Raw genomic sequence first — 13106 nt, forward strand, 5'->3', positions numbered from 1 at the left:
GTATTATGCCGCCATTTCTTTACAGCTCTCTGCAAAAAGCGACCGGGCGACTGTCTGCACTGTCTCAATAGGGAGCCCGGCCAGCCTGCCGCGGTCTTTTTTCAGGCATATCTCGAATCCTCTTACAATGTGCTCAGCGGATAATCCGTGCCCATTGTCTGCCCTTGTTGCGTCGGCCTGACTCACGAAACGCTCCAACATCCTCCGCTCTTTGCAGTAAATCAGTTCCACCAGCTTGGCCCGGTATTCCAACTCCTTGTTTGTGATGTCCTTATAGCGGACCTGGTCCATGGCGTGCTGGGCTTCGTGCTTCAGGAGGGACACCCGGAAATCTTCTGAATCCAGATTCCAGGCGGCTCTGACGCAGTGAATCAGACTGTCGCCGTTGGAGCATCCTCCGGTACCTGTCTCGCCGAAGGAAATGTAGTCCAGCCAGCGTTCAATTCCCACCGCAGGGCCTTTACCTGCTTTGCAAGCAGTGATAAGCCAGCAAAGCACCAAGGACAATTCTGGCGTTATGCAATATACATCTCAACATGACATACAGTTGTCATGTTCAAAATGGTATAGTGGAGGAAAAAAGGAGGTAACTGACATGATTGATTCAAGATGCGGACTGCACTGCACCGGATGCGGATACAAGGAGGCCTGCGGCTGCGGCGGCTGTATCGAGACAGAGGGACGCCCTTTCCACGGGGAATGCCCCGTAGCAGCCTGCTGCCAGGAGAAAGGCTTCCTGCACTGCGGCCAATGCCCGGACATCCCCTGCGACATGCTGACCAGCTATTCCTGCGACCCGGAGCACGGCGATACGCCCCATGGGGCACGAATCGAGCAGTGCAGAATCTGGCGCAGGGACGGGGAAGGAAGCCAGGAAACATTTGCCAAATAAGGGATACAAGCATGGAACGGCAGTGCCTCCTCCGCAAAGCGGACGAAACCGAATACATAGCCCTGTACCGGGACACCCAGCCCGGGGCAGTCGAAACGTTTCATGGGAAAAGGCCTTTGAAACGCATCCTCTTTCATGCCCAGTCTTCACACCCTGTTAAACAGTACAAGCTCCGCCGCGGCTCTGCTGGCGATATTCATTGGGGGACATCCCTGTGCTTTTTCGAAAAGAAGAGGAAAAATACTGGGAAGTATGAAATCCCGCTTTCTGGGAGATGACCTGCACCGTGTCCTCTGTCTGCGCCAGCAGCTGCCTGGCATATGTGATCCGGCAGGCTGTAATATAATCTGTAAGCTTGTCCCCTGTGACGCGTTTATACAGCCGGGAAACATGGGATTCATTATAGTTCACATAATTCGCTATCACCGTAAGGCTCAAATCCTCCGACAGATGGCCCTGCACATAATTCTGTATGGAAGAAATCAGCTGCGTCGTTTTGTCATTGCTGAACTCCCCGGCAATACAAAACAGCGCTTCCGCCAGACGCTTCAGATAGACAAACGCCTGGTTCCAGTCCGCAAAATCATTGATGCAATAGAGAGGATACAGCGCGATTTCCATGGAAAGCCTCTGTTCCAGCCCATAGTGTTCAATATAGTCCAGATAGATCACTGCCAAAGAAAAATACAGCTTCACAGCCCCTGTATGATGTCTGCTCCGGACAGAAACACAGTACTGGCGACAATATAAAAGCTCCGTGAGAAACAAGTCTCTATTTCCCTGGTACAGCGCCTGTTTCATGGAAACCAGCTTCTTGGGCAGGACAGCTGACGCAGACAGTGCGGAGGGCTCCGGCTCCAGCGCCGGAGCCAGGGCCTCTATCACTCTTGCGGCAGAGGCATTCATGGACAACAGCGCGCTTTCCCGGTAATAAGCGTCATATAAAAGCTGGTAAGCGCCCTGCAGCTGCTCCCAATCCACTTTTTCCCGGTACAGGCACAGCGAAACCGTCTGATGCCTGATATCTGTGCAGATATCCAGAAAAGCATCCATAGTGTCTTTCAGGCAGTCAAAACAGGAAAGTTCCTGCTCCAGGCCGGCCTTTTCCTGAAAAATCCACAGCAGCATCCCTTTCTGTGTCTCCACAAAAGAGAAGCAGAACAGATTCCCCAGCAGCCGCTCCATCCTGTCCAGATAGAACACGGATTCCAGACAGGCGGAGGGAGCCTTTTTGATATCCATCAACATCAGGTATACTTTGTCCTGAAGCGAAAAATGAATCTCCAAAGCCGCGCTTTGGGCAAAATCAATCAGATTGCCTGACAGATTCCCATGCAGCACTTCCCGCAGCAAAAGCTGTTCCTGCAACAGCAGCAGTTGTTTTTGCTTCTGCTGGATATCAGTCAGATATTCTTTTTCCTCTCTTTTGCGCAGAATGGTTTCACAACTTGCTTCCGCCACGCTTCGAAGCTTCTTGTCAGGCTCCGCCTTCAGCAGATAGACAGCTCCCGGATATTGGTTCGCCTCATAGATATAATCGAACACCTCATAGGCCGTCAGAAAAACAATCTGGCAGTCCGGCCACTGACGGTGCAGCTTATCCGCAATCATAAGACCTCCCACTTTCGGCATATTGATGTCCAGAAAAGCGATATCAATATGAGACGACGCTATCAGAGACAGCGCCTCCGGCCCGGAGCAGGTGCTCACGATGTTCAGCTCATACTGTTCCATCTGCTGCAGCAGATTGGTCAGATGGCTGATTACATGAAATTCATCATCCACTAACAATACTTTGATCATAAAAGTCCTCCCGGCAGGCACAGCCGTATGCAGAGCCCTCCCAGCTCGCTGCGTTCGGCCCTCAGATACTCCTCTCCTGCCACTTTCTCCCGGACTGCTGCCGGATTTTCTTTTTCCTGTTCCCTGAAATAAATACACAATCTGCGCTGGATGTTCAGCATACCTGTCATCTCCTGCAGCACATTTCCCCTGGCGGTTTCTTTCAGCTTATTCTGTATCCGGGACAGTTGATCCTCCGAAAGATCCTCCCCGTTTTCTTCTATGGAAATCGTAAGGCCCGAGGCGCCATCCTCCACTTTCACCCGCAGCAATCCTCCCTCCACCTTGTCGCGCAGCCCATAGTTAAAAGCATTCTCTAAAATCGGCTGAATAATCAGCTTCGGTACAAGAATCCGGTGGTATTTCTCAGGAAGAGGGTCTGTCTCAATAAGAATCCGATCCCCGAAACGCAGCCTCTGGATTTCACAGTACAGCATGGCATGGTGGTATTCCTTTCCTAACGGCATATAGTCCTGACTGTTGCGGGTGATATACTGATAGTAAAGCCCCAGCGTGTCCGCCATCTCTCCCGCTTCCTCGTACAGCTCGTCATGTATCATACGGCGCAGCAGGAAGAAAGAATTGTAGAGAAAATGAGGGTTGATCTGAGCCTGCAGCTGTCTCAGCTCCGCTTTGCTCAGAAGAAGCTGCTGCTGGTAATTTTTCTCAATCAGAATTTCCAGCTCCCCTACCATCTGGTTAAATTCCTGATACAGATAATCAAAATCCGATCCCCGCCTGCTGGGAATCCGAATGCTGTAGTCCTGCCTGTTAATATGCTGAAATCCGCCCACCAGCATCTGTATGGGTTTGTTGATCAGGGAATAGCTCCCCAACAGGAACAAACAGCAGGCGGCAAGCACAATCATCCCAAAATACAGATATAAAATCTGATATGCCCTGGAATCCCGGAACAATTGATCCTCTGGAAAAAAGAATTCCAGCTTCCCGTCTCCATAAGGAAGCGTTGCCGCAAAAACATAATACCGCGTTCCGTCAATGGACACCCTGCCTGTCTGCCCTGAAAACTGATCCAGCTGTTCCTCCGAAAGATTTGTCAGCTCATAGGCATGATCGAAGACATCCAGCAGATAGTAGTAGTCATACTCTGAAAAAGCGTTTTCCAGCAGCGCCGCAATAACAGGCGAAGCCAGATCCACCCGGATCAAAAACTCCGCGCCTGAGGTGGGAAGTATGACTTCTGTCAGCTTCTGATTGTACACTGTGAGAAAGTCAAAACGATTGCGCTCGCCGGCAAGCTCGGCATATTCCTCCTCGGTGAACTCGAAAAAGCTGGGAACCCCGCCCTCTTTCACATTAAAAGCCTGTAGTCTGTCAGGATAATAGATGACGAAATTCTCAATATATGGGTTGGCGTTCCGGATGCTGGTCTGCTGCTCCTGAAGCTGCAGAATATTCCTGGCGGCTTCATAGGGAGTCATGAGAAAAGCCAGCCTGGCCAGTTCTTTCAGATTTGCCTGCTCCGCCATCTCCGCCGCTGTATGCTGCAGCTGTTCTATGGTATCTGTCAGCTCCGCCGCCGTCCTGTCCGTTTCATCCTGAATCACGGAAAAGGTTCGGCTCCTTTCCGATGTACTGTTCTGATAAATCATAAACATTCCAAGCAACAGAAAGGGAAGAATGACTGTCGCAAACAACATAATCAGTTTTTTAAAGGTAATATTTTTCTTCTGTTTCATTATCCTTCCTCCCCTGCTTATACAGCTGCAGCCCCCTGAAAAGCCGGTTCACCGAATATTATTATAGTACAAAATTTTGCGCCCATAAAGATATTTTGCCCTATGCGGAAATAATAGTCAAAATATTATACAAAACGCAAGAAAACCCATAGAACCCGGAATGGCTGTCCATTATAATAAGACCGTGCAATAGATACCGTATCCGCTTAAAAGAAGGGAGAAATTAACTTATGAAGAAAAGATTCGTATCCTTGTTACTGGCAGCTGCAATGGCAATGTCTCTGGCAGCCTGCGGCGGCAAAGAGCCTGACGGAAGCCAAGAGTCCGATGGAGGCAAAGAGTCTGACGGCGGCAATACCGTGCAGAGCGCCCAGGACGGTTCCGAAAGCCAGGCGGGCACCCCGGAGGCAGACGGCCCGCTGACTCCCTATGACGAGACCGTCACGTTGGAAGTAGCCCTGATGATCAATTCCGGCCTGAACTATGAGTCCGGAGACGACATCACCAACAATCCCTGGACCAGAGGCTACAAGGACAAGCTGAACATTGAAGTAGTCCCTGCATACACCGCGGAATGGGACGATTATTTCACGAAGATCAACCTGGCCATCGCCGACAAAAATCTGCCGGATGTATGTATGGTGCAGACTTATCAGCTGCAGCAGATGATTGAGGCAGATCTGCTGTATGACATGACAGAGATATATGAGCAATATGCCAGTGACATCGTCAAAGGCTACATGGCTATAGAGCCCGAAAGCTTTGACTCCGGAAAATCCGACGGCAAGCTGTACGGCATCGCCCAGCTGGGCGTAGGCCCCATCGCCCAGATCAATCCGGTATGGATCCGCCAGGATTGGAAGAACGGCCTGAATCTGGATGACCCCAAGACCATAGACGACCTGGTCGCCATGGAGAAAGCTTTCCAGGAAGAATACGGCAGCACCGGAATCGCTGTAGACCAGAGCCTGACCACCCTGAAGATTCTGGCTCCCGCATGGGGCGCTTATCCTGACATCTGGATTGATCAGCCCGACGGCCAGATTGGCTATGGCTCCATACAGCCTGAAATGAAAGAGGCTCTTGCAGCATGGGCGGAGTGGTACAAGGAAGGCATCATCAATTCCAATTTCTCTCTGACCAACGGCGACAAACTGAATGAGGATGCTGTCAACAACAAAGTCGGCATTTATCCTTTCAAAAACTGGGTGGGATGGTCAGCCGGAACCGACATGATCTCCAATCTGGGCAGAGAGGCTTACATGGAAGCCTATCCCGTCCCCAGCGCAAATGGCGGAAAAGTTCTCTATCCTTTGAACTGCGACAATTTCTCTTATATTGTAGTCAGCAAGAACTGCGAAAATCCGGAAGCGGCCATGAAGTGCATCAATTTCTACGCTCACCTGGAGAAAGAGGGCATTGCAGACGGCATGAGCCAGGAAGAAATCCTTTCCTACTTCAACATCGACCATGCGGCGCAGGTTCTGCGCGTACAGGATCCCAACCTGGATCGCGACACTTTCCTTGTGGCCTCACAGGCAGCTGCTGCCGGCGATGACAGCGCGCTGAGCAGCACAAAGCAGACACAGGCTTATGCCGACATCAAAAACTTCCTGGACTGCGGCGATTCCGCAGCAGTAGGCGGCTACATGCTCTGGGCTCCTTACAAGAGCGCATACAGCGTGGCTGAACCCATCATCGCCTCCGGAGATGTAATCAAGAACAAGGTATGGGCTATCACTCCTGAAGCTGTTGCCCAGATGGGAACCACCCTGGACGACATCCTGACAGAAGGCTTTACCAAGATTATCACAGGCGAGGTGCCCGTGGACTATTTCGACACTCTGGTTGAGGAGTGGAGAACCGCAGGCGGCGACACTGCCACAAAGGAAGTCAACGAGATGTACGGCAGCTAAAGACATAGTTTCCTGGAAAACAATACAAGGAGCGGCCTATGAAACATATAAAGAAACGCATCCGGAGAGAATGGCAGATGCACTTGATGCTCCTGCCAGGAATCCTCCTGATACTCATTTTCTCCTATATACCTTTATATGGGCTGGTGATCGCATTTGAAGATTATAATCCAGGGAGAGGTTTTTCCTCTCCCTGGGTGGGCATTAAGCATTTTCAATTTCTTTTTTCCCAGCCCAACTTCGTCCGGACCATCTGGAACAGTCTTTATATCGCAGTCTTCAAGATGCTGGGAGGCATATTGACCTCTGTGGTGTTCGCACTGCTGTTGAATGAGCTCGGCAACAAAATCCTGAAGCGGATTTTCCAGACATTAATCTATATACCAAACTTTCTCTCCTGGGTCATTCTGGCAGGCATCCTGACAGACCTTCTGGCTGTCGACGGGCTCGTCAACCAGGCGCTGCAGGCATTCGGCATGAACCCGGTGAACTTTTTAGGAAGCCCTTCCATTTTTCCCTGGACCATGATTCTGTCTGATATCTGGAAAGGCTTCGGCTTCGGCACGGTAGTATATCTGGCGGCCCTGACCGCCATTGATCCGGAACTCTATGAGGCGGCCAGAATCGATGGCGCAGGAAGGCTGAGCCAGACGCGCTATGTCACACTGCCCATGCTGGCTCCCACCATTGTCCTGATGCTGGTCCTGGCTCTGGGCGGAGTCATGAATGCGGGCTTTGACCAGATCTACAACCTTTATGCCCCGGTGGTGTACAAAACCGGCGACATCATCGACACCTATGTCTACCGTCTGGGAATCACGCAGGCACAATATTCCGTGGGCACTGCAGTGGGACTGTTCAAATCGGCCATATCCCTTGTGCTGGTGGTCTCTTCTTACAAACTGGCTGACAAGCTGGCAAATTATCGAATTTTTTAGAAAGGCGAAGCGTATATGAAAAAGCAAAAAACAAGTGTTTCAAGAAAAATTTTTCTGGCATGCAACTACACGCTTCTGGTCCTGGTCTGCTTAAGCTGCGTTCTGCCTTTCGTACATTTGTTCGCCATATCTCTCAGCGGACGGCCTGCCGTGGCGGCCGGAAAGGTGACCTTCTGGCCTGTAGAGTTCACCCTTTCCTCCTATGAATATGCGTTCAAAAAGGGGGATTTCATGCGCGCTCTGGGAAACTCCCTGGTGCGGACTTTCCTGGGAACTATGATCAACCTGATTCTGATGGTACTCACCGCCTATCCTCTCTCCAAGGACAAAAGCCGGCTGATGGGGCGAAATATCTACATGGCCTTTTTCGTATTCACCATGCTGTTCAGCGGAGGCATGATTCCTACCTATCTGGTCGTTTCCAAAGCCGGGCTTAAGGATACCATATGGTCTATGATCCTGCCGGGAGCATTGCCGGTCTATAATATGATAATTTTGATGAATTTCATCCGGGGCCTGCCGGAAGAGCTGCAGGAAGCCGCCAGAATTGACGGCGCCTCGGAATTCCAGCTGCTGTACAAGGTGGTGCTTCCTCTGCTGAAGCCCTCCCTGGCCACCGTAGGTCTATTCTGCATCGTAGGCCACTGGAATGACTGGTTCAGCGGAATCATCTACTTAAATGACCGTGCCATGTACCCCCTTGCCACATACATGCAAAGTCTCCTCCGCAGCTTTGAATCCCTGATGCGGCAGGCAGGTGCCGACTACAGGCAGCTGGCTTCCCAGATCAATGTACGAACCGGACGCGCAGCGCAGCTGTTCCTGGGTGCCCTGCCCGTGATGGTGGTTTATCCCTTTCTTCAGAAATATTTTACTTCCGGCCTGACTTTGGGCAGCGTAAAGGGCTGAAATCGCATGTTCATGCATCTGCCCATGTCCGGGTACTGGCGGGGCAGATTCCAAACTTAATAAGGAGGTTTTATGCAAAAATCAAGCGAAAAAGATATGATGCGCACAGTGCGGATGCAAAAGAGCCATCTTCCGGGCATCACCGGCAAATTGGCGGGCAACATAACCAGAAACTGGCTGATCGGACTGCGGGAGAGCAACCCCGGCATCCTGGACATGTTCAAGGAAAGGGATCTGCTGCCCTACAGGCTGATGCTGGCCTGGCTGGGGGAGTTTGCCGGAAAATATATTACCGGAGCCTATTACATTTACCGCCTGACGCTGGACCAGGAGCTTTATACCTACCTCCAGGGCTTTCTGGAAGAGCTTCTGACCTGTCAGGCAGAGGACGGTTATCTGGGGCCTTTCAGCAAAGAATGCCGCCTCACAGGCTCTTTCTCCCAGAAGCCCGACGAAGTGGAGGGCACCTGGGATGCCTGGGGCCACTATCACATTATGTACGGCCTGCTGCTGTGGTACGAGGAGACTCAGAAAAAACAATATCTCCAATGTGTAGAAAAAATCGCCGGACTGTTCCTGCACAAATTCTACAACCCCGAAACAGGAATGAAAAGCCTGCTGTCCTTAAAATCCCCTGAGGCGAACCTGTCTCCCATCCATGCTTTCGCCATTCTCTACCGCCTGACTGACGCCCCCCGCTACCTGGCGTTCGCCCTGGAGGTTGAAAAAGATCTCTCCGGTGAGGGCGCCGGAGATTATATCAGCTGCGCCATGGACAAGGTGGAGTTCTATCAGTGCCCGCAGCCCCGCTGGGAAAGCCTGCACATCATCCTGGGGATTGCGGAATTATACCGGGCTACAGGAAAAGATTACTATCTGCGCACCGTGGAGCAGATTTATTACTCTATCCAGAAAACAGATATCCATAACACTGGCTCTTTTTCCACCGAAGAGCAGGCTGTGGGCACCCCTTTCTGCAACGGCCATATGGAAACCTGCTGTACAATAGCCTATGACGCGCTGGCAGTAGAGGTCCTCAAGCTGACAGGCAATCCTGAAATCGCAGATTTCCTGGAGCTGGCTCATTACAATGCCTGCATGGGCTCCTGGTCTCCCACCGGGCGCTGGTCTGCTTACCACACACCCATGGTGGGAGAAAAGCATTCCAGCGTCCACGACATCACTTTCCACTGCCGGGCCGGGTCGCCGGAGCTGAACTGCTGCTCCACCAACGCTCCCCGCGGGATAGGGATGCTCAGCGAATGGGCCGTGACCAGCACTTCCTCCACCCTCTGCATCAATTACTATGAAGACGCAGATTTCATGACCGAGGAAGGAGCCCTCATTCAAATAACCGGAAATTACCCTGCCCAGGGCAAAATACAGATTACCGTAGAGCACTACACCGGAAATCTGGCTCTGCGAATCCCCAAATGGTCCGCCTGCACTATCGTTACGGCAGACGGCACCACCAGTCATCCAAAAGCCGGAACCTACTTCCGCCTGCAGTGTCCGGGCAGGCTGTTCCTGGAACTGAGCCTGGATCTCTCCACCCGCTACCTGGACGGTCAGGAAGAATTCCAGGGACTGGTCAGCATTTACAGAGGCCCTATCCTGTTCGGCACCGATATCAGCCTGGCAGGAGGCCACAACCTCCTGGCCCTGCCCTCTATAAACCGCACAGAGCTGGAAGAAACCTCTTCCGTCTCCCTGGAAGGCAAAATCCATATTCCTCTTCCCTGCGGCATTACTTTGGGCGACTTCTACCACCTGGGGTACACTGGCAGCCAGTACACCACCTGGCTTAAGTCAGAGCCGTAAAATTTATGAGCCCTATCATTCCCCCTCCACGACAATCTCCGCTCCCTCCACATACTCGCGCCCCATCTGGTGTCTGAGCTTGCGGTTCTCCACAGTGTCGAAGATAATGGAGAAATCGTAATCCTCCGGATACAGCTCCTGAGCCGCCACATGCAGCTTCACACGCTTGTGGTTGATCCAGATTTTCTTGCCCGGCAGCTGCAGGCGCAGGACGCCCTTGTCATTGGCGGGCTCGCACACGATGCCGATTTTCCGGTCGGGATAGATCATGACGCTGTCTCCCCGGTTGAAGGTGGTTCCGTGCTTTTTCCCGGCTTTGGCGCCGGCTCTTTCGATTTGGGGCACCGGCACTTTCTCCAGCCGTTCTGCGCCTGTACCGATTGCCGATTTCCAGGAGGGCTCCAGGCCTTCGTTTTCAGAGAGGCTTCCTTTCCGTCCATTGTCTGCCTGGCTTCTATGCTTTGTCGAACCCCCATCTTCAGTCAGGCTTCTGTCACGTCCGCTGTCCGCCTGGTTTCTGCGCTCCGCCGGCTCACTGTCGCCACACTGGCCACTGCGGTAAATGCCGGAAAATGCCAGCTCCTGCCCGCTGCCCTCCCCATAGGCCTCCCTGGCCGCCCTCCGCAGCATATACCCGGGCATCCCCAGGCGGCTGGCAATATAGAACGCACAGCTCTCCCCGGCCTCCCCAATCACCATCTGGTACAGGGGCTTCAGGTTCTCCCGGTCAAAGGTCATCCGGGCGTTGACGATTCCGGCTTCCCGCTCCGCGTAAAGTTTCACCTCCGGGTAATGGGTGGTGACCAGGAACAGCGCCCCGCTTTTCTTCAGCTCCTCCAAAATGGCCACGGCAATCCCCATGCCCTCGGCCGGATCCGTGCCGGAGCCCAGTTCATCCATCACCACCAGGCTCTCGGCGGTCACCCGCTTCAGAATGTCCAGCACATTGACGATATGGGCCGAAAAGGTGGACAGGTTCTCCGAAAGATTCTGCCCGTCCCCGATGTCGCAGAGGATGTTCCGGTTCATGCAAACCTGCGCTTCCTCGCAGGCCACATGGAGCCCGCACTGGGCCATCAGGCAGCTCAGGGCCACGGTCTTGATGGCCACGGTCTTGCCGCCGGTGTTGGGCCCGGTTATCACCACGCCGTTCACGCCCTCCCCTATGGAAAACTGCAAAGGCACGCAGACTTTTTTGTCCATCAGCGGATGTCTGGCATTCCGTAGATAAATGCGCCTTTCAGCGACAATCTTCGGTTCTCTGCCGTCATATTGCTCCGAGAGCTTTCCCTTGGAGAAAATAAAGTCCAGCTTCTCCATCATCCGTATGTTCGTCTCCATGGCAGCCCTGTTCTCCGCAACCAGAGCGGTGAGTTCATACAGGATCCGGCGCACCTCGTTCTCCTCGTCTATGCGCAGTTCCTGCAGCTCCTCATAATATTTCCCCGCAGCCGCGGGCTCTATGAACAGGGTGCTGCCTGTGGAGGACTTGTCGATCAGGATGCCGTTGATCTTGAATTTGTACTCTTTCTTCACCGGGATGCACACATGGCCGTTCCGCATGGTGCTGAAATGGTCGGACATGCATTCCTTGTTGGCCCGCATGACGGCTTCCGCTTTCTCCCGCATTTTGTCCTGCGCCCGGAGGATGTCTCCCCGCAGATTTTTCAGCAGCTTGGAAGCATTGTCGGAGACCTGTTCGTTCCAGATTTGGTACCGCAGCTGTTCCCGCAGTTCCTCCAGGGGATCCAGGTTCTCCTCGTAATAGGCCAGGGGGATTTCATGGGATTTCCCTCTCGCCAGGTAATCTTTCAGCCGGTTCACCGCCACCAGCGCCGTGGCTATCTTTTCCAGATCCGGCGGCATCAGGCACTGCCCCTTTTCTCCGGCGGCCAGCAGCTCCTCTATGCCGTCCAGGGATACCAGGGGCGGGGTGCCGCATTTCTCCAGCATCTGGCGGCTCTCCGTGGTCTCCCGCAGCCTGGCGGCCAGCTCTGTCTCCGACAGGATCATGTGGGTGTCCTGTATCTTACTCCTGGCAGCCTCCGTCAGGGCACAGTCTGTCCATTGTGCCTTTATTTTGTCAAATTCTAAACTTATTTCCGTTTTATCCATTTTCTTTTCTCCTAGTTTTGTTCCGTATGCTCACATCCCGCGCCAGTTCCAGCAGAGGATGCCCGCATACTGTTTCTGGTTCCGCGCCTCTCTGCGCCAGCGTCCTGCAACAGTCATTTCCATACCTTTCTCACGAACTGGCGCTGTTGTAATGCCTCATCCCATTTCTCCAAACCAGGGCCGTCAGCCCGCTGAAAGCGCACACCACCGCGATTCCGAAAGCCGCCGTCCCCCAGCTCATCTCCCCGATCAGGCTCTGGACAGGCAGCGTCGCCATGATGCCATAGGGCAGGATGCAGTAGAACACGAACTTGTAAATCCCGTAAAACGCAATCCCCGGCAGGTTCATGCACAGCTCCAGCCCCGCTTCCTCCAGCTGCTCCATCCTGGCGTTGGACACCAGATAGAACGCCACGGAGCGGATCAGCACCTCCATCTCATAATAGAGCAGAATCATGATCCCCAGAAAAAACAGGTATCCCAGCACCCTCCCGGCGCTGACCGAAATCCCCGCCGCACGGACACCGTACCCTATGATGCAGATACTGAAAAATAGCAGCGGCAGCGAGCCCGGATTCATCCGCTCAAAAGTCAGCCGAAACAGCGGGCTCACCGGCTTCGTCAGGTACAGATCCATCTCCCCGCTCTTGATTTTAGACGTAATCCCGTTTACCCCGAAGAAATACACCACCATATTCACGGCGTTGATCAGGGAAAAGGTACCGATATACAGAATCATCTCCCCCCGCCCCCAGCTGCCGATCCGATCCACATTGGCATAGATGGCGTCAAATACCGCCAGCTGCACCAGAAACAGGCTCCCGTCCACAAAGAACGGCCCCCAGAAGCCCAGACGGAACATCATCAGGTTCTGGAACCGGATTTTCAGCAACGCTTTCCACACTCTGTAATATTTCATAAAAACCTCCGTTTATCACTCCACAATCCTACAATAGCACTTCAAACCAACCGC

10 protein-coding genes are annotated in these 13106 nt (G+C 52.9%); 5 read left to right on the forward strand and 5 right to left on the reverse strand.

The features are described from left to right. Positions 1-3: 3 nt before the first annotated feature. Positions 4-450 carry a hypothetical protein gene (locus tag NFS35_RS07985; RefSeq protein ID WP_251206601.1) on the reverse strand — a complete coding sequence of 149 codons (447 nt, stop codon included), beginning with the start codon at positions 448-450 and terminating at the stop codon, positions 4-6. A 145-nt stretch (positions 451-595) separates the two neighbouring features. Between NFS35_RS07985 and NFS35_RS07990 the strand changes: the two genes are divergently transcribed. Next, on the forward strand, positions 596-892 hold the full coding sequence (locus NFS35_RS07990; RefSeq protein ID WP_251206602.1) for a DUF3795 domain-containing protein: 297 nt from the start codon (positions 596-598) through the stop codon (positions 890-892). A gap of 156 nt (positions 893-1048) precedes the next feature. Here the strand turns inward: NFS35_RS07990 and NFS35_RS07995 are convergent, their stop codons facing one another. Both NFS35_RS07995 and NFS35_RS08000 read right to left on the reverse strand, forming a co-directional pair. Further along, the gene (locus NFS35_RS07995; RefSeq protein ID WP_251206603.1) at positions 1049-2695 is read right to left on the reverse strand and encodes a helix-turn-helix domain-containing protein; all 1647 of its coding nucleotides are present in this window, start codon (positions 2693-2695) and stop codon (positions 1049-1051) included. After that, a complete protein-coding gene (locus NFS35_RS08000) occupies positions 2692-4434 on the reverse strand; it encodes a sensor histidine kinase (RefSeq protein WP_251206604.1) in 1743 nt (580 codons plus the stop codon). Before NFS35_RS08000 ends, NFS35_RS07995 begins: the two co-directional genes overlap by 4 nt. Before the next feature lie 230 nt (positions 4435-4664). Here NFS35_RS08000 and NFS35_RS08005 point away from each other — a divergent pair, with 230 nt between their 5' ends. The 4 genes from NFS35_RS08005 to NFS35_RS08020 all read left to right on the forward strand — a co-directional run bounded on the left by NFS35_RS08005 (position 4665) and on the right by NFS35_RS08020 (position 10018). Continuing rightward, complete coding sequence (locus NFS35_RS08005; RefSeq protein ID WP_251206605.1) at positions 4665-6350, forward strand: extracellular solute-binding protein; 1686 nt, start codon at positions 4665-4667, stop codon at positions 6348-6350. A gap of 47 nt (positions 6351-6397) precedes the next feature. After that, positions 6398-7288 carry an ABC transporter permease gene (locus NFS35_RS08010; protein ID WP_334303550.1) on the forward strand — a complete coding sequence of 297 codons (891 nt, stop codon included), beginning with the start codon at positions 6398-6400 and terminating at the stop codon, positions 7286-7288. Positions 7289-7303: 15 nt separating this feature from the next. Then, entirely contained in the window at positions 7304-8197 is an 894-nt protein-coding gene (locus NFS35_RS08015; protein WP_251206607.1) for a carbohydrate ABC transporter permease, read from the forward strand. A 72-nt stretch (positions 8198-8269) separates the two neighbouring features. Beyond that, a complete protein-coding gene (locus NFS35_RS08020; protein ID WP_251206608.1) occupies positions 8270-10018 on the forward strand; it encodes a beta-L-arabinofuranosidase domain-containing protein in 1749 nt (582 codons plus the stop codon). 15 nt (positions 10019-10033) lie between these two features. On the opposite strand, the gene NFS35_RS08025 is transcribed toward NFS35_RS08020, so the two are convergent. Both NFS35_RS08025 and NFS35_RS08030 read right to left on the reverse strand, forming a co-directional pair. Beyond that, positions 10034-12133: an endonuclease MutS2 gene (locus tag NFS35_RS08025; protein WP_251206609.1), complete on the reverse strand. Its 2100-nt coding sequence runs from the start codon at positions 12131-12133 to the stop codon at positions 10034-10036. A gap of 130 nt (positions 12134-12263) precedes the next feature. Beyond that, positions 12264-13052 (reverse strand): ABC transporter permease, encoded by a 789-nt coding sequence (locus tag NFS35_RS08030; RefSeq protein WP_251206610.1) that lies wholly within the window; start codon positions 13050-13052, stop codon positions 12264-12266. Between the last annotated feature and the right edge of the window lie 54 nt (positions 13053-13106).

Source organism: Acetatifactor aquisgranensis, assembly GCF_943193215.1.
Lineage (GTDB): Bacteria > Bacillota > Clostridia > Lachnospirales > Lachnospiraceae > Acetatifactor > Acetatifactor aquisgranensis.

Excerpts from the sequence above, each read along its gene's own strand:
- NFS35_RS07990 (WP_251206602.1), top strand. The coding sequence starts at position 596 with ATGATTGATTCAAGATGCGGACTGCACTGCACCGGATGCGGATACAAG.
- NFS35_RS07995 (WP_251206603.1), bottom strand. The coding sequence starts at position 2,695 with ATGATCAAAGTATTGTTAGTGGATGATGAATTTCATGTAATCAGCCAT.
- NFS35_RS08000 (WP_251206604.1), bottom strand. The coding sequence starts at position 4,434 with ATGAAACAGAAGAAAAATATTACCTTTAAAAAACTGATTATGTTGTTT.
- NFS35_RS08005 (WP_251206605.1), top strand. The coding sequence starts at position 4,665 with ATGAAGAAAAGATTCGTATCCTTGTTACTGGCAGCTGCAATGGCAATG.
- NFS35_RS08015 (WP_251206607.1), top strand. The coding sequence starts at position 7,304 with ATGAAAAAGCAAAAAACAAGTGTTTCAAGAAAAATTTTTCTGGCATGC.
- NFS35_RS08020 (WP_251206608.1), top strand. The coding sequence starts at position 8,270 with ATGCAAAAATCAAGCGAAAAAGATATGATGCGCACAGTGCGGATGCAA.
- NFS35_RS08025 (WP_251206609.1), bottom strand. The coding sequence starts at position 12,133 with ATGGATAAAACGGAAATAAGTTTAGAATTTGACAAAATAAAGGCACAA.
- NFS35_RS08030 (WP_251206610.1), bottom strand. The coding sequence starts at position 13,052 with ATGAAATATTACAGAGTGTGGAAAGCGTTGCTGAAAATCCGGTTCCAG.